The organism is Flavobacterium sp. MFBS3-15 (genome assembly GCF_026107645.2).
Taxonomy (GTDB): Bacteria; Bacteroidota; Bacteroidia; order Flavobacteriales; family Flavobacteriaceae; genus Flavobacterium.
The window spans coordinates 80,961-96,635 of sequence record NZ_JAPCHV010000002.1 but is presented as its reverse complement, the minus strand read 5'-3'; the positions used below and the strand labels follow the sequence as shown (position 1 = coordinate 96,635).

Genomic DNA, 15,675 nt, shown 5'->3' with positions numbered 1-15,675 from the left:
CTACTAACGTATATCTTTGCCCATTAAATAATTAGCATATGAAATATTTATTGTTTGCGTTCGCATGCATTTGCCTTTCTTGTAAAACTACAAATGAAGATGAAATTGAAGCTAATAATATGACCTCTGAGAGAATGGGTGAAATGGTACATGCATATATGGATAATGAATACGAAGATGTTATAGACGAAAATGGTATTTCCCGAAAAATTACATATAAAGAATATGTTAAATCTGAAAATATCTATTATAGATCAAAACCCATATTAATTAGTGAAAAGGACGATTACAGTTGCGTGCTATTTGCTAGAAAATATAACATTCAATTTAAAGGATTTCTTGATGATGAAATTTCAGTTGATTTTCCTTTAACCAAGCATGAATATAAGATTATATATTTTAGAAAAGTTTATGAAAATGGCGATGAAAACAACAAAGATGTAATTTTAGGAGGAACTGCCTCGCCAGATTGGTTCAATTACTATTTAGAAATTGACGACAAAAAAAAATTTATTAGTGAGGTGACATCACTTAAAATGTACTGGGGTATTGACAAGGATCTTGAAATGAAAAAAGAAATAATACAAGCCCTTAAAGTTGGAGGTATTTTAGATTAAAGCATACTTTACTCGAACACCTTCCCCCGCTGGCACGAGCTTGAAGCTTGCGCTAGCAACCATTAATGGATATGAAAAAACTCCCCCCGCTGGCGCGAGCTTCCAGCTCGTGCAGGCAATGATACAACAACAGCCAAATTTAACCGGCACGAGCGGGACGCTCGCGCTAGCGGCAAAAGCCAAAAGCCTGCATAAACAGGCTTTCAGGTAAAGGCTCAAAATTTGCCTCTTAATGTTTTATGAATGTCTACATCCGCTCCAGCATCGCATTGAAGAAGTTCTTCCATAGCTGGATCTCGCCTACGTTGCTTTTGATTACCCACACCCTGTCTCCTGAAACATCGGCCTCCCCCATCCACACTTTCGGGGTCAGGACAAGCTTGGTGCGCTCCGGGCTTACTGCTTCGATTGTCGCGGTATAGCCACGGTAGGCGTTACGGTATTGCGCGGCACCTGGGGCAACTGCCACACCCGATGCACCGATCATCTTCCTTTTGGTAATGATTTTGCCTTTTTCGGCGTTCTCAAAATCTATTTCGTAGCCACTGCTTTCCAGTACATTTTTTGTCAGCGCAAAAATTTCAGCTTTTGGCGCGTCGAACACTTTTGTGCCGTGTTCATCGATGATTTCCTGGGTCATTTTCTTTTGGGCAAATGCCACGGTAGATGCTACTACAAGCAGCGCGATCGTAATTATTTTTTTCATACGGTTGATTTTAAAAGGTTTGCAAATTTAGCATTTCCTGTAAATAATCAGCCGTATCACAATAAATTTATCTAACGCATCAATGCCATTACCGGCACGAGGTGGAAATCCGGTGTAGTTTCAGTTTAACTTCTATTATTTTTACAAAAGCAAACAACCCATCGGTATATTGACTTAATTTAAGAGGGCCTTAATAGCAGGATGCCTCCCCGGCTAATGTAAATATCAGGATTTTTCGTTGTAGAATTTTTCAAAAACTTCTTCCAATATCTGCTTATCCAGGGGCTTGGTCTTAAAGCCTGAAAGGATATTGTTCTTTTTTGCCATCTCCATGTCGTCCGGGTTTTGAGAGGTGGTAAGCATCACCACGATCATTTCGCATTGAAGTTCTTTATCCATCAATTCATACTCTTCCAGGAATTCCCAACCGTTCATGCCGGGCATATTGATATCCAGGAAAATAAGGTCGGGATGGCTTTCATTGTCACAAACTTTATTGCGTAAATGCTCCAGTGCTTCTTCGCCGGATTCTTTTACTATTACCTTAATTTCAGGGTTGTATTTACGTATTACCCTTTCGTGAAAAAAGTTGTCGTTCCTGTTGTCATCAACAAGCATAATGCAGTTAAGCTGTGGTTTCATATTCTAAGGTTGCTATTGTAAATTTAAATGTGCTGCCGGATCCGGGTATCGATTCTACCCATATCTTACCGCCGTGCATTTCTGCTATTTTCCGGCAATTGGCCAGTCCTATACCGTGCCCTTCATACTGGTCCTGTTTATTTAGCCGCTGAAAGATATGGAAGATCCTGTCGTAGTATTTATCGCTGATGCCTATACCATTGTCTTTTACAGAGAACTCATAATCCCTGTCTTTCTTTGTGCTGCTTATGGTTATTTGTGGCGGTACGCCTTCCCTCCTGAACTTTACAGCGTTGTTTATAAGGTTTTGAAACAATTGCCTTAACTCTGTTTCATAAACATTAAGGGTGGGCAAATCGCCTTTAATTTCCACTTTCGCGCCCGTATTTTGAATGAGGCTGCCGAGGTCTTCAACCACATTCAGAACAATTTTGTTGCAGTTTACAGTGGTAAGCACCTTGTTGCGCCCCAACCTGCCAAAATCCAGGATGGAACGTACCAGCAGGCTCATGCGCGATACGGCATTATCCATGGTTTTCAGGTGTAGTTTCACGTCACTGTTCAACTCCTCATCATAGTCTTCTTCGATAAGCATTATATAATTGGACAGCGTCCGCAAAGGTTCCTGAAGGTCGTGTGAAGCGATATAGTTAAACTGCTCCATTTCCTCATTTTTCAATTGCAGTTCTATCATTTGCTTTGCGATTATATTTTCCTGCTTTTTCCGTTCGGTGATGTCTATAATAGAAGCCAAAACCATCTCCCCGTTTTCGGTAGTTATCGGGTTAAGGCCTATTTCTACGGGAAACTCAGAGCCGTCGCTTCGCGTGGCATGCAAATCGCGGCCGGCGCCAAAAAATCTTGATTCCGGCTTTTTATTGTACGATTCCCTGTTCATATGGTGATGGGGTGAAACGCCGCTGGGAACGAGTACCTCAATTTTTTTGCCTACAAAATGCTCGCGGTCGTACCCAAACATCTTTTCTGCCTGTTTGTTGACCATCACAATGGTACCGCTCCTGTCTGACTTTACCAATGCGCTGGGAACCGACTCCACAACCAGCCTGAAATTCTCTTCAGCAAGCCGTTTTTTTACATCCTTTTTATTGAGCATATCCGTTGTCTCCCAAATAATGAATATGTTTACAACAATTGATGCTACTGCAAACAGTGCCATGCTGAATTCATTAGTCACCACATTGTATTTATGCCCAAAATACTGTAAAATGCTAAAAATTGAAGTAGCCGCGAACATCAACAGAAATAACCTTTTGGCCATAATGTTGCCCACCTGTTTTCCGGTAAAGATGCCGGAAAGCCCCAAACGGAAATTTATCAGGGAGGCACTTACCGACAAAAGCAGAAATGCTACCGAAGTGTGGACAGCCATAGAGGTTACAAAATTCAATGTATAAAAATCCGGTGCATGGAATATGTAGCCAATGGTTGCAATAAGCGACATCAAGGTGACAGAATGGAGGACATATTGTATAAAAAGAGGCTTCACTTTCAGCTTTATGAGGCTTAAGCTAAATGCAATCGCTATAAATAAAATTGAAGTTATCGGCGACATACGGCCCGGATAAGGGTCGTCGGCCATTACGGCATCAGCATCCGGCATCAGAAGCTGGTCTATCCCCAAATCTGCGTCAAACAGCTCCTGGGCATAGGAGAATGCTGCAATTGAAGCTACCGTGGCATTTAGCAAAAAGGAAAGTAATTTTATCTTCCTTGCTTCCGCGTGCTGTATCATCACAGACAGGCTTAAAAGGATAAAGCACAGGGCTGTGTTGAATTTCATTGAAATGTAATCCGGCATTATGCTCTTCAAAGCAGCTACATTGAAAAACCAACCGTATATGACCAGGGAAGCGATTAAAAATACAATAAAAGCTAAAGTATTTTTTAAGTTTTTAGGCTCGTTAAAAGCGAACATGGTATTATTGTTTTAGTAAGGTAAAGTTACCGTTATGTACGCAAATAGTTAAGAAATGGATGGCGAACCTTATTTTTTTGTCGACGAAGTGCGTTTTACTTTCGATAAGCGGATATTATTGAGGTTGTTAATCCTTGCTTATACCGCGATTTTGAAGCTAAATATGCAGCACGCCGTCATTCATGAAGCGATAATGCAATAGCCAGGCTGTGCAAACGCAATATACCCGCAAAATAATTGTTATAGTTAGAACCAACCACCTGACTATGAAACGACTGCTACCTTCCATGCTTCTAATACTTGCCCTCATGGCGTGCCAATGGGACAAAGCTACGCAAGCCGATCCCGCGCCTAAAAAAGACCCCGCCGATTACGAAGATTTCAAGACTTCAGTCACAAAGCATAAAGCCGGGCTCGCCGGAAAGCCGCACAGCGAGGTTTCCAATTACTTTTTCCATTTGGTCAACGACAGCCTCCCCGCCTACTGGAACGGCACACCCTGGGACTTTTACGGCATGACGCGCACCCCACGCGAGGGCAACATCGCGTGCGGGTATTTCGTGACCAACACACTGGCCGACCTCGGATTCAAAATTCAGCGGGTTAAGCTGGCACAGGTAGCTTCAGGTGACATGATAAAGGTGCTTTGTACCGATATCAAAACCTGTAACGGCATAAAGAATTTTGAGGCCTACATGGAAAAACAGCCGGTAAATTCGGTGTATATTGTGGGGCTGGATTTCCACACCGGCTATATTGTGAAAGATGCATCCGGGAGCTGGTTCCTGCATTCCAATTACATCGGAAGAAAAGGCGTAATGAAAGAGAAGATAGGTGAATCAGCGGCATTGTCAAAGAATAAATTCTTTATGATCGGGAGTTTGTCGGGGAATAAAAAGCTGTTGGGGGAATGGGCTAAGGGATAAATTCAAAAGCTATTGTTATGTGTAAAAAGCTATTACATACCGTTTGCCTGTTCATGGTTTTACAACTGCATGCTTTTCAGAACAACGAGAAAGAAAGCTCAAAACCAGAAACCTATGAGGAGGCGGTAGATTATATCTATAAATCCATGCATAAAGACTCATTGGCACGACTTAAAAAAATGCCTTTGTATTTGGCCCGGCGCTCGGTACAAAATCATAGGAATTTATTTGATTTTGCAGTGAAAACTCCCGCAATGGCAGAGTCCTGTTATATAGCCAATGAAAAAAAAGGAGTCCATTTTGAAGACCGAGCAGGATTTATCCTGCAAGGAGTCTGGAAAAAAATGAATCCTGATTATATTGACTTTGATAAATTGACTCTTGCAGAAAGCTTTGATACCACTTTGGAAATCCTTCGCAAGAAAAGCACAAACAGGACCGTCGACATTGCATCCCTACCAAATTGGATATTTGATGATGTTATATTTTATTGGTACGCAGAAAAAAATGATACGCTCTCAAATGAAGCCGAAAAAATACTCCTGAACAATTCTGCAAATGCACCGGTCGCGGCTCTTTATCTTGCACATGCAAAGTTTGACTCTGAAATTCTTAAAGTTTGGCTCGAAAAAAACTATCCCAACAAAGCAATGGCAATTGCGTTACCTGAATATTTACCGAATAACAAAGAAACCTATAAATGGAAAGATCTTTCTTTTCAGCAATTGGCAATACATTGTTATGGCATCATATATGAGAAAAATTTTCGGGATGTAAAGGACTATAAAAAGTTCCTGAAATACTGTAATAAAAACTACCTTGCATATTGGAGATACCTGGATGTACCGAATGAAGCGGACTATAAAGAGCTTATGAATGACCCAGGAAAACTTATAGAGATTTTTATATTATCAAGGGGTTATTATGGTGTGAACCACCATAATGACCAACTAATTTATCATTCGGGTTATAATACTGTTAATCTCGTAAATTACATTGAATCTATTGATGCCATTTCATCGGAACATCCTTATCCGGATTGCTTTAGAAAATATGAATACCATACATTAGAAGAGACTGAAAATCGTAAACCAATAAACGCTTTAAAATATGTTGCTGATAAAATTCCAATTGAAAAGTTAATAGCCATGCTTGAGCCGCAGGCCAGGAAAAAGTACAATAAAACTTTGAAAACTGATGATTTTGAAGACTATGACAGTGTTTCGGCTTTTTTGATTGCTACACAATATAAAAGGCTCCTTACCTATCCTGACAAAGAAAGGATATTCAACCTTTTTTGGTATTATTGGGATGAGGAATTCATAACATGGCCAATGCAGTATTTTATTGGAGAGCTTTTAATTCAGGCAGACAAAATCAAAGCACTAAAGATATTTGAAAAGTATTTTAACGGTGAAATTGATAATGATTCTTTTACCAGACAGGCTATTTTAAAAGCTTTTATAAAGTATGACTTCTCTAACCAAAGGGAGCTAATTGAAAGTTGGTATTGGAAAATTAAAGATGTCGACTTAAACCACTCTCCCAGCGAACAAGAAACAATATTGACATATTTGAAACAAACAGACGAAAATACATTACTGCTATATAACAAAATAATTTCTGATCCCCGATTTAAAGAGTAGCCTATGAAAACTATAGTCCTCCTCCTATTGCTATCCCTCTCCGCTTTCGCCCAAAACCCTGAAAGCCATCCCGTCGAAAACCTCGTCTTTGAGGGGGCGGGCATACGGGGCATTGCTTATTCGGGTGTGATAAAAGAGCTGGAAAGCCACGGTATGATGGGCAGCGTCCGGAAAGTAGGCGGTACCTCGGCGGGGGCGATAACGGCCATGATGGTATCACTCGGGTACGACTCGCAGGAGATTTATGCCATCATTTCGGAAACCAAGTTCCAGAAATTCAACGATGGGGAAACTGATGTTTGCCGGTGGGCTGTACCGCCTGTGCCGCAGGTTTGGCTGGTACCGTGGTGATGCCTTTACGCACTGGGTGGAAAAGATAATCGCAGCCAAAACGGGCAACTCCGACATCACTTTCAGGCAGCTTGGGAAGAAAGGCTTTAAGCAGCTGTACGTTACCGGCACCTGCCTCAACAGGCAAAAGCTGGTAGTATTCTCGGCTGAAACCTACCCCGACATGAAAGTGAAGGATGCGGTGAGGATCTCAATGTCGGTGCCGCTGTACTTTGAGGCGGTGTTCATTGACAGCAAAGGCACCGTTTACAAAAACCCGAAAAAGCAAAAAGGGCTGGACATTGTAGTAGATGGCGGCATCACCGGCAATTTCCCGATATTCCTTTTCGACAGCATTAGCACCGACGCATCAGGCAAAGAGGTGCGCCTGCCCAACCCCAAAACCATTGGCGTTCGCATCGACTCCGATGCACAGATCGCCAACGACAACAGCAATGGAGAACTGGCAGAAATTGACATCGACAACCTAAGCGACTACATGCAGGCATTTTACATCCTTACGCTGGAAAACCTAAACCGCAACCAGCTGGTGCCCGAAGACTGGGACAGGACGATTTCGGTGTCGGATGCGGGGATAGGGCCAAAAGTAAAAAAAATGTCGGAAAAGCAGAAGCAGTCGCTGATAAAGAGCGGCGAAACGAGTGCGGCGCTTTTCCTTGGTAAAACAAAGTAACCGTTTATTCTTTTACCACATAAATACATAGGATTCATAGCAACTTATTGCATGAAAAGGAAATATATGTCCACTTAGGGGAAACAAAGCTTCCACACTCTGTGTTACTCTGATGGAACCTGATATTAACCTCCAAAAGCTATGTATCTATGTGGTTAAACAAACAGCCCCTTTAATTTAGTTTTGCAGAATGCAGCGATTGCATTATCTTAGTCGTTTCAACTTTCCTGATGAAGGACTACTACAAAATATTGGGCATTGCACCGGCCTCCTCTTCCGCTGAGATTAAAAAAGCCTACCGCCTGCTGGCCCTGCGGCACCACCCGGACCGCAATGAGGGCGACACTACCAGCGAGGAACGCTTTAAGGAGATTGCCGAGTCGTATGAGATACTGGGCGATTCGTCGCGCAGGCAGGATTACGATTACCTGCTGGCCAATCCCGGCAAGGCAATCCATACCGACCCGCACGCTAAAAAAACCGCTGCGACCTTCCTCATCATCTTTAAGGACATCAAGTCCAAGGTATTCAATGCCGGCGGTTATATCAACAAATATGCTTTGTACAAAGTGATGGACGACGTGCTCTCGGAAGAAAACATCAGGTTTTTATCACGCACCGGCGACGTTTGCACCATCAACCTCATCATCGACGAGATACTCATAGCCGGCGTGTTCCTTAGCGATACCTCCCGCCACGCCATTCACGACAAGCTGCTCCTGTTAGCCAACGGCGACACGCGTACGCTGGAAAAAATTTCCGTGATGATCGAAAAAAGAGGCCATGCATATGATGTGCCCAACACTTCAAATGCTTCAGAAAATCAGGGCAGGGCTTATTTTTTCATACTGCTCATCGTAATCATCATCCTGGCATTGGCATTATAAACGTATTTCATACATTTACGGATAAAACCCTTGCTATGAAATCTTTACTCCCCTTACTATTACTGGTAATCTGCAGCTGTGGATCAAAAATCATCACCACACCGTCGGGACTTCAATACAGGATTCTTCAAAAAGGTTCCGGTGCTATGGCCGGGCCCGGCGATGAAGTCTTGATTTATGAAACCACAAGCTATCGCAACGGTACCGTTTTATATTCAAATTACGATTCCACATCGCCTGTAAAAGTCCTCATTGGCGGCAACCAGGCTACACAAGCAGTTGACGAAGGGCTTCGTGGCATGCGCATTGGCGAAATCAGGGAGTTAACGGCACCGCCCTACCTTGTAAAACGAAAAGGATACCCGGCAAATGTTTCCCCGGATTCTACACTTGTCATCAGGATAAAGCTTGACAGCATTTTAAAAAAATAAAAGCTCCTGAGCCTGTACCACACATTATTCCTACAAATTTTGCGTTACAAATATTATTGCCTATTTTAGGTTGAATATTCCACGGATGAAGGACCACTACGAAATACTTGGCGTTAGCCCCGGTTCCACGCAGGACGAAATAAAAAAGGCCTACCGCCTGCTCGCCCTGAGGCACCACCCCGACCGCAACGGGGGCACCCGGCAAAGCGAGGAATTCTTCAAGCAGATCGTGGAGTCCTACCAGGTACTAAGCGATGTCTCCAGCCGGAGATCCTATGATTACTGGCGCTTCCCGAAAGACAGCGATCCTTATGAAAATACAGAACCGGGCAAAGTTACCCCCGCTACCTTCCTGCGCATCTTCAAAACCATCAGGGAAAAGGTGGTGAATGCCGACATCTATGTAAGCGAATCCTCTCTCTTTGAACTCATTAACGGGGTGCTTACTACCGAAAACCTCAACTACCTGGTGGGTACCGCGGACATCCGTACTAATGGCTTTATCATCGACGAGATCGTAACAGCCTCGGTATTCCTTGAAGACTCCTCCAAAATGGTCATCTACCGCAAGCTCATACGGCTGGCACACGGCGACGAGGGTCTAAGAAAAAAGGTTTCGGCACTGAGTAATGTAGAGTATGCACCCCGGCCGCATGTGACCAAAGAAAAAGAAACCGAAGAATTGTCAGATTATGTTTACTTTTTTATCGCTATGATGATTGCAATCGTGCTATTTGCGGTGATTTCAGGGGTAAATTAGGTCATTTTTGTATGACTTTTGCACCTGATGATGATGATTTTAGGGTATATTGCACGGGAAAAAAGAGGTATTCTACTGGGTATAAAAGAGACTTTTGGAAACCCAATCATTTTTTTTTGCATTTGAGGGGCTAATATCTATCTGAATTTTACATCTGCTAAATTTTAACCACATAGGTACATAGCCGCTAGATAATGGATATAGGAATGCAACTAAGCGACACAAAGCTGAAGCGTCGCTTCACTATGCTTAGCTATATACACTGCAATCATGAAAAAGCTATAAAACCTATGTCCCTATGTGGTTAAATAAATATTTAGGCAATTACTTAAAAATGGTACATTTACAATAACCAATCAATATAAAATGCAGCACAACGGCAAATCCATACGCCCGTTCATCGGGGCAAAAGACTTTGAAATTTCACGCGCGTTTTACCGCGACCTCGGCTTTGAGGAAAACCTCCACGCGCCCGACTTTGCCGTCTTCCACAGCGGCAGCCTCACCTTCTACCTGCAGGGCCATTATGTGAAAGACTGGGTAGACAACACTATGGTGTTCATGGAGGTGGACAACCTGGACCAATTCTACGCCGACCTCGTCGCACTGGACCTGCCCGGAAAATATGAGGGCGTACGCGTGGTACCCATCCGTACGATGGACTGGGGCCGGGAGTGCTTTGTACACGACCCCTCGGGCATATTGTGGCATTTTGGGGAGTTTTTTAATTGATGATTTTTTAATGTCTAGTTATTAAAATACTGAAAATGAAATATCTGTATTCGATAGTCGCACTGCTATTAATGACCCCGATACTTTACGGACAAGCTGATCCTGCCATAAAATCTACAGATGATACATGCAGGGCAATCAGGAAAAACCTTTCCGCATTCCGTGTAAAAACAGTCGATATTCCTGATGAGTCTACCGATGGTGGGGAAATGAAGGGATATTATGACGGGACTGTTTTAAAGTACATCGAAGCAACCTGGTTCGGCGAATCGGGAAAAAGAGTAACGGAATACTATTTTGACAAGGGCCGGCTAATTTACGTCAGCGACCGCAATTTTGAATACAATGTACCGTATTACACAGATGCTGAAACGGCAAAAGAAAATGGTACCACTGAAACTTTTGATCCTGAAAAAACCATTGTAACCGAGGACCGGTATTATTTTAAGAATGAAAAGCTATTCCTGTGGCTCGATAACAACAAAGCAAGCGTTGACCTTTCTATGGGTACAAATTCCATCACGGGCCAGGGGCTGGTGGCCCATACTCACAAATTAATCGATAAATTAGGCAAATAATTATATTTTCAAAGCACCTATGAAAGTACTTTTACTATCCCTGTTCAGCCTCCTCTCCCTCACCGCATTCGCGCAGGAGCAAAATGCCGACTCGCTCTACATGCGGCAAAACTATGAGAAGCTGGAATTCAACATCCCGATGCGTGATGGCGTAAAGCTGTTTACCATTGCCTATGTGCCGAAGGAAAAATCGAAAACCTACCCGTTCCTGCTCAACCGTACGTGCTATAACGCTTCGGGTTACGGCAATTACAACACCCACGGCCACCCTTCCAATTACCTGGTACAGGACAAATACATCCTCGTGTTCCAGGACGTGCGGGGCCGCTACATGTCCGAAGGCGTGTTCGACAACATGACGCCCAACATTCCCGGCAACGATAAAAAGAACAAAAAGGCCATCGATGAAAGCTCGGATACCTACGATACCATCGAATGGCTGCTGAAGAACGTAAAGGGCAATAACGGCAAGGCGGGCATTTACGGCATTTCCTACCCGGGCTTCTACTCGGCAGCGGCGCTGCCCGACGCCCACCAGGCACTGAAGGCCGTTTCGCCACAGGCCCCGGTATCGGATTTCTTTTTTGATGACTTCCACCACATGGGCGCGTACCTTGAAAGCTACACTCCTGCGTTTGCCGTATTCGGCTACCAAAAGCCGGGCCTTACTAAGGACAACTGGTTCGAAAAAGAGATCATGCGCTTTTATGCCGATCCGGCCAAAGATGCCTACGACTTTTACCTCCGGCTGGGGCCGCTGAAGAACATTACCGAAAAGTACCACTATGATAACTTCTTCTGGAAGCAGATCATTGACCATCCGAACTACGACGACTTCTGGCAAAAGCGCAGCATCCTCCCCCACCTGAAGAATATCACTCCCGCCGTGATGACCGTGGGCGGCTGGTTTGATGCCGAAGACCTGTACGGCCCGCTGAACATTTACAAAGCCATTGAAAAATCGACGCCAAAGGCGAAGAATACTATAGTCATGGGCCCATGGTCGCATGGAGGCTGGGCGCGCGAAAGCGGCAGGCTGGCACACAACCACATCTACTTTGGCGACAGCATTTCCACTTTCTACCAAAGAGAGATTGAAAGGAAATTCTTTGACCATTACCTGAAGGACGGCGCCAACCCCAACCTGCCGGAAGCCTATATGTTCGATACCGGCATAAAGCAATGGAAAACCTTTGACGTTTGGCCGCCGAAGGCCGCAGCCAACACGAAATTGTATTTTGGTGAAAAAGGAAGATTGGGCATCAACAAGCCGCAAAATGATAAAGCGGTATTTGAATATACCAGCGACCCGGCAAAGCCTGTCCCCTATACCTCACAGACCGAAGGGCTGGTATTCACGCCCCGCAACTTCATGTCGGACGACCAGCGCAACGCCTCGCGCAGGCCGGATGTACTGACGTTTGAGTCGGAAATACTGACGGAAGACATGGTGCTTTCGGGCGAGATACTGGCGCGGCTTGACGTATCGATGACCGGTACCGATGCCGACTTCATCGTGAAGCTGGTTGACGTATACCCTGACGATGAACCGAATTATGATGGCAATCCGGAGAACATCGTGATGGGCAGCTACCAGCAGCTGGTACGCTCTGAAGCCTTCCGGGGGCGTTTCAGGAACAGCTTCGAAAAGCCGGAGCCGTTCGTGCCCAACAAGGTGACGAGGGTCAACGTACCGCTGCAGGACATACTGCATACCTTTAAAAAAGGCCACCGCATCATGATACAGGTACACAGCACGTGGTTCCCGTACATCGACCGCAACCCGCAAAAATATGTGGATAACATTTATAAGGCCAATGAGGAGGATTTCATAAAATCGACCATCAGGGTTTATGGCAGCTCGGTGATCGAGATCGGGGAAAGGGAGTGATTTATTTTTTTATTGATTATTTTCTATTGATTATTTTCTATTGGCTAATGTAACCCGTAGTAAGATGAAAGTCCTCTCAATCCTGATTCTTTGCGTCCTTATGTTTTCCTGCAAGCCAAAGGATACTGAAGTGGCTGTGAAGAAAGAAAGCGATACCATTATCGTGTACGATGTCAATACCTACATTAAACTGCATGGGTATGCAAAAGAGAAAGGCAAAACCCTGGTAGCCGTTGACACTGCTTGCCTGACGCAGAAAAAGCGTGCTGCCAGAGACATAGCCAAAGGTAAATATATTTTCTATATGGGTATGGGCATAGGCACTTCTGAAGCAGAAATGGAGCATGTCAAGAAAACATTTTTGAAAAAGGGCATTATTATCGACTATATGCTTTCTTCATGCATCCCGACACCAGGAGGGTTCAGCGATAACTGTTACGAACAGGCCATGAACGAAACCATTGCGGATAAATACGGTAGGTCGTTGGTGGATTCGATATACTTAACAGAGATGGAATTTCGCAGGAACAACTAAACCTACATCTTATTCTTGTACGCCAGGGTATTGGTAAATATCCTGTTGAAATAGGCATCGATGCAGTTGAGCCCGGTTTTAGTGGCCTCGTCATTTTTCAATACACCTTTGCTTAGGAAATATTTCTCCGCGGCGGTTTCTTTTCCTTTCGCAGTATGGTACACTATATTATAAACAGTTATCCTGTATTTGCCCGCGCCTGTTTCAATCTCAAAATCGAAGCTGAAATCATTTTGCATGAATTCGGGCGACCCCGGACAGTTGATTTTCAGCAGGCTGCCTTTGCCTTTGTAGATGGATTTGTCTGAAGAGATTATGCTAAGCCGTGAGTGCCTGGCGATCCGTTCCGGAATGCCGGTTTCATTGGTAATGATCACATTTTCCCAAATAAGTTCTTTATGGCGAACGGAAAAATCATTGGCCTGCGACCAGCATGAGAGGGAAAACAGGAAAAAAAAGAGGAAAAACTTCATTGAAACCGGTAAATTACAGACTGTTGAGTGCTTCAAAGATAAAAAAAATCCGGATGCACGGATATTTTTTTCAAAGGCGTTACAAAGTTTATGCAATCCTGCACAATTTCACACGTAAACAGGGGAACTTTACCGTTTAGAGTTAAAATGGTTGCGGAAATTAAATATCAAAATCTGTAAACTAATTCTGATTTGTTAATGAAATCATAATAAAACTCGATTCAACAATGTAGAATCATTATTTATAACACTAAAAAAATAATCATATTTAAAATAATTATGTTAAATTTCAGTACATTAGCATAAGTGAACTAAATAACAAAACTTTAATATTTATTTAATTGTAACTACCCATTATTTTTTGAAACTTGCCCCTGATTATTAACAAGGACTAAAACTAATGTTATGAACTGGACCAACCTCAAAAACAGATTGCGGCATTTCATACATGCAGGTATGAAAAGCTACAGGCAAAGACGGTTACGGAGGTATTTTACCTCCTGAAGCTGAAAGAACTACCATTCTCACAAAAACAAAAAAAATCCTGCCCGTATCATAATGCCGGCAGGATTTTTTGTTGCCACACCTCCAGCTTTTGCGCAAATGGCATTGTAGCATTGGCCCCGCTGGGCGACGGCAGTGTATCGTAAGCAATGCCTTCCCTCCTGCCCACGTATTTGTCATAATAGGCAGCAGCATTTTTACTGGAAAAGAACACATGGGTTATTTGGGGATGGCTTTTATAAAAGCCCGTAAAGTCATTGGGCACCTCATTCTTTATGTTGCTGTCGAGGCTTCCCTCACGTTCACAGCCTTCCAGCACATCCCACAGGGCAATGCGGTGCGTTTTAAGCAGCGAAAGCTTGCCGGGATAGTCGTGCGTAGGCTCGTAATTAAAAATTGCAAACAGCAGCTTCCAGAACTGGTTGCCCCGGTTGCCGTAATACTCTTGGAGTCGTAGTGATTTTTCTCCGGGCATGGTGCCAAGGATGAGTATTTTGGAATCGCTGTGCACTACAGGCGGAAATGCTTTTTTCATCAGGATGTAAAATTTATGTGGAAAACCATAACATCTGCAGGTTATTTTAAGACCATTGTAACACAGGAGGTTAAAGTATTGTTAGCGGGTATTGTTTTATGTTTTAATTAATACACGCCGAGTATTGCATTGGGTAAATTTGATGGAACAAAAAATCAGTTTAATCAAATTTACTATAAACATTATGAAAACGGCAACTAAAACAACAGCTAAAAAAACCACATCGACATCAAAAGCAAAAAGTACACCATCTGCAACTGCGACAGCTAAAAAACCTGCTGCGCCACGCGGACAGGTAAAAGCGAAAAGCACCGCAGCGGAAGGCCTGCGCGAATTATACATCGACAGCCTGAAAGACATCTACTGGGCAGAGAAGGCGTTGACAAAGGCTTTGCCTAAAATGGCAAAGAATGTTACCACGCCTGCCCTGAAGGCCGCCCTGGAAGACCACCTTGCGGTAACGGAAGAGCAGATAGCCCGACTTGAAAAAGTTTTTGAGCTGGCCGGCAAAAAAGCCGTAGCCAAAAAATGCGAAGCGATGGACGGGCTGATCAAAGAAGGCCAGGACATCATGGAGAGCACTGAGCCGGGCCCTGTGCGTGACGCGGGCATCATTGCCGCATCGCAAAAGATAGAGCATTATGAGATCGCTACATACGGCACCCTTTGCGCCTTTGCCAAAACACTGGGCGAAGAGGAATCTGCCGCACTGCTCCATGCGACACTGGAGGAGGAAAAAGAAGCCGATACGACACTTACCGAAGCCGCCTATAACACCATAAACTTTGATGCTGCTGATGCAGATGAGGGTGAAATGGAGTAATGCAGCAGCATTGGTGAAAGATGGGGTTC

18 protein-coding genes are annotated in these 15,675 nt (G+C 43.8%); 13 read left to right on the top strand and 5 right to left on the bottom strand.

The genetic code is table 11. The features are described 5' to 3' along the window. Positions 1 to 38: 38 nt before the first annotated feature. On the top strand, positions 39 to 617 hold the full coding sequence (locus tag OGH69_RS02365; RefSeq protein WP_265172833.1) for a hypothetical protein: 579 nt from the start codon (positions 39 to 41) through the stop codon (positions 615 to 617). 247 nt (positions 618 to 864) lie between these two features. Here the strand turns inward: OGH69_RS02365 and OGH69_RS02360 are convergent, their stop codons facing one another. From OGH69_RS02360 to OGH69_RS02350, 3 genes are all read right to left on the bottom strand, one after another. Further along, entirely contained in the window at positions 865 to 1,323 is a 459-nt protein-coding gene (locus OGH69_RS02360) for a hypothetical protein (RefSeq protein ID WP_265172832.1), read from the bottom strand. Between the two features lie 225 nt (positions 1,324 to 1,548). Next, positions 1,549 to 1,965 carry a response regulator gene (locus tag OGH69_RS02355; protein WP_265172831.1) on the bottom strand — a complete coding sequence of 139 codons (417 nt, stop codon included), beginning with the start codon at positions 1,963 to 1,965 and terminating at the stop codon, positions 1,549 to 1,551. Then, on the bottom strand, positions 1,949 to 3,766 hold the full coding sequence (locus OGH69_RS02350; protein ID WP_265172830.1) for a sensor histidine kinase: 1,818 nt from the start codon (positions 3,764 to 3,766) through the stop codon (positions 1,949 to 1,951). The genes OGH69_RS02355 and OGH69_RS02350 overlap by 17 nt, the downstream gene beginning before the upstream one ends. 401 nt (positions 3,767 to 4,167) lie before the next feature. Here OGH69_RS02350 and OGH69_RS02345 point away from each other — a divergent pair, with 401 nt between their 5' ends. The 11 genes from OGH69_RS02345 (at position 4,168) to OGH69_RS02295 (ending at position 13,311) form a co-directional block, all read left to right on the top strand. Next, the gene (locus tag OGH69_RS02345) at positions 4,168 to 4,827 is read left to right on the top strand and encodes a hypothetical protein (RefSeq protein WP_265172829.1); all 660 of its coding nucleotides are present in this window, start codon (positions 4,168 to 4,170) and stop codon (positions 4,825 to 4,827) included. A gap of 53 nt (positions 4,828 to 4,880) precedes the next feature. Next, complete coding sequence (locus tag OGH69_RS02340) at positions 4,881 to 6,473, top strand: hypothetical protein (RefSeq protein ID WP_265172828.1); 1,593 nt, start codon at positions 4,881 to 4,883, stop codon at positions 6,471 to 6,473. 3 nt (positions 6,474 to 6,476) lie between these two features. Continuing rightward, positions 6,477 to 6,824, top strand: a complete 348-nt coding sequence (locus OGH69_RS02335) for a patatin-like phospholipase family protein (RefSeq protein WP_265172827.1) — start codon at positions 6,477 to 6,479, stop codon at positions 6,822 to 6,824. After that, on the top strand, positions 6,757 to 7,497 hold the full coding sequence (locus OGH69_RS02330; RefSeq protein ID WP_265172826.1) for a patatin-like phospholipase family protein: 741 nt from the start codon (positions 6,757 to 6,759) through the stop codon (positions 7,495 to 7,497). Before OGH69_RS02335 ends, OGH69_RS02330 begins: the two co-directional genes overlap by 68 nt. Positions 7,498 to 7,727: 230 nt before the next feature. Continuing rightward, positions 7,728 to 8,384, top strand: coding sequence for a DnaJ domain-containing protein (locus OGH69_RS02325; RefSeq protein WP_265172825.1), 657 nt, complete (start codon positions 7,728 to 7,730; stop codon positions 8,382 to 8,384). 35 nt (positions 8,385 to 8,419) lie between these two features. Then, a complete protein-coding gene (locus OGH69_RS02320; protein ID WP_265172824.1) occupies positions 8,420 to 8,815 on the top strand; it encodes an FKBP-type peptidyl-prolyl cis-trans isomerase in 396 nt (131 codons plus the stop codon). A gap of 85 nt (positions 8,816 to 8,900) precedes the next feature. Beyond that, positions 8,901 to 9,575: a J domain-containing protein gene (locus OGH69_RS02315; RefSeq protein ID WP_265172823.1), complete on the top strand. Its 675-nt coding sequence runs from the start codon at positions 8,901 to 8,903 to the stop codon at positions 9,573 to 9,575. Positions 9,576 to 9,941: 366 nt separating this feature from the next. Beyond that, complete coding sequence (locus OGH69_RS02310; RefSeq protein ID WP_265172822.1) at positions 9,942 to 10,307, top strand: VOC family protein; 366 nt, start codon at positions 9,942 to 9,944, stop codon at positions 10,305 to 10,307. Positions 10,308 to 10,342: 35 nt separating this feature from the next. Beyond that, positions 10,343 to 10,885, top strand: coding sequence for a hypothetical protein (locus OGH69_RS02305; RefSeq protein WP_265172821.1), 543 nt, complete (start codon positions 10,343 to 10,345; stop codon positions 10,883 to 10,885). 19 nt (positions 10,886 to 10,904) lie between these two features. Continuing rightward, positions 10,905 to 12,776, top strand: a complete 1,872-nt coding sequence (locus OGH69_RS02300; RefSeq protein ID WP_265172820.1) for a CocE/NonD family hydrolase — start codon at positions 10,905 to 10,907, stop codon at positions 12,774 to 12,776. A 64-nt stretch (positions 12,777 to 12,840) separates the two neighbouring features. Further along, complete coding sequence (locus tag OGH69_RS02295) at positions 12,841 to 13,311, top strand: hypothetical protein (protein WP_265172819.1); 471 nt, start codon at positions 12,841 to 12,843, stop codon at positions 13,309 to 13,311. A 2-nt stretch (positions 13,312 to 13,313) separates the two neighbouring features. Here OGH69_RS02295 and OGH69_RS02290 read toward each other — a convergent pair whose 3' ends face one another. Further along, entirely contained in the window at positions 13,314 to 13,784 is a 471-nt protein-coding gene (locus OGH69_RS02290) for a hypothetical protein (protein ID WP_265172818.1), read from the bottom strand. A 553-nt stretch (positions 13,785 to 14,337) separates the two neighbouring features. Beyond that, positions 14,338 to 14,823, bottom strand: a complete 486-nt coding sequence (locus OGH69_RS02285) for a DNA-deoxyinosine glycosylase (RefSeq protein ID WP_265172817.1) — start codon at positions 14,821 to 14,823, stop codon at positions 14,338 to 14,340. Between the two features lie 184 nt (positions 14,824 to 15,007). Here OGH69_RS02285 and OGH69_RS02280 point away from each other — a divergent pair, with 184 nt between their 5' ends. After that, positions 15,008 to 15,646: a YciE/YciF ferroxidase family protein gene (locus OGH69_RS02280; RefSeq protein ID WP_265172816.1), complete on the top strand. Its 639-nt coding sequence runs from the start codon at positions 15,008 to 15,010 to the stop codon at positions 15,644 to 15,646. Positions 15,647 to 15,675: the final 29 nt, after the last annotated feature.

Excerpts from the sequence above, each read along its gene's own strand:
- OGH69_RS02365 (WP_265172833.1), top strand. The coding sequence starts at position 39 with ATGAAATATTTATTGTTTGCGTTCGCATGCATTTGCCTTTCTTGTAAA.
- OGH69_RS02360 (WP_265172832.1), bottom strand. The coding sequence starts at position 1,323 with ATGAAAAAAATAATTACGATCGCGCTGCTTGTAGTAGCATCTACCGTG.
- OGH69_RS02355 (WP_265172831.1), bottom strand. The coding sequence starts at position 1,965 with ATGAAACCACAGCTTAACTGCATTATGCTTGTTGATGACAACAGGAAC.
- OGH69_RS02350 (WP_265172830.1), bottom strand. The coding sequence starts at position 3,766 with ATGAAATTCAACACAGCCCTGTGCTTTATCCTTTTAAGCCTGTCTGTG.
- OGH69_RS02345 (WP_265172829.1), top strand. The coding sequence starts at position 4,168 with ATGAAACGACTGCTACCTTCCATGCTTCTAATACTTGCCCTCATGGCG.
- OGH69_RS02340 (WP_265172828.1), top strand. The coding sequence starts at position 4,881 with ATGGTTTTACAACTGCATGCTTTTCAGAACAACGAGAAAGAAAGCTCA.
- OGH69_RS02335 (WP_265172827.1), top strand. The coding sequence starts at position 6,477 with ATGAAAACTATAGTCCTCCTCCTATTGCTATCCCTCTCCGCTTTCGCC.
- OGH69_RS02330 (WP_265172826.1), top strand. The coding sequence starts at position 6,757 with ATGGGGAAACTGATGTTTGCCGGTGGGCTGTACCGCCTGTGCCGCAGG.
- OGH69_RS02325 (WP_265172825.1), top strand. The coding sequence starts at position 7,728 with ATGAAGGACTACTACAAAATATTGGGCATTGCACCGGCCTCCTCTTCC.
- OGH69_RS02320 (WP_265172824.1), top strand. The coding sequence starts at position 8,420 with ATGAAATCTTTACTCCCCTTACTATTACTGGTAATCTGCAGCTGTGGA.
- OGH69_RS02315 (WP_265172823.1), top strand. The coding sequence starts at position 8,901 with ATGAAGGACCACTACGAAATACTTGGCGTTAGCCCCGGTTCCACGCAG.
- OGH69_RS02310 (WP_265172822.1), top strand. The coding sequence starts at position 9,942 with ATGCAGCACAACGGCAAATCCATACGCCCGTTCATCGGGGCAAAAGAC.
- OGH69_RS02305 (WP_265172821.1), top strand. The coding sequence starts at position 10,343 with ATGAAATATCTGTATTCGATAGTCGCACTGCTATTAATGACCCCGATA.
- OGH69_RS02300 (WP_265172820.1), top strand. The coding sequence starts at position 10,905 with ATGAAAGTACTTTTACTATCCCTGTTCAGCCTCCTCTCCCTCACCGCA.
- OGH69_RS02295 (WP_265172819.1), top strand. The coding sequence starts at position 12,841 with ATGAAAGTCCTCTCAATCCTGATTCTTTGCGTCCTTATGTTTTCCTGC.
- OGH69_RS02290 (WP_265172818.1), bottom strand. The coding sequence starts at position 13,784 with ATGAAGTTTTTCCTCTTTTTTTTCCTGTTTTCCCTCTCATGCTGGTCG.
- OGH69_RS02285 (WP_265172817.1), bottom strand. The coding sequence starts at position 14,823 with ATGAAAAAAGCATTTCCGCCTGTAGTGCACAGCGATTCCAAAATACTC.
- OGH69_RS02280 (WP_265172816.1), top strand. The coding sequence starts at position 15,008 with ATGAAAACGGCAACTAAAACAACAGCTAAAAAAACCACATCGACATCA.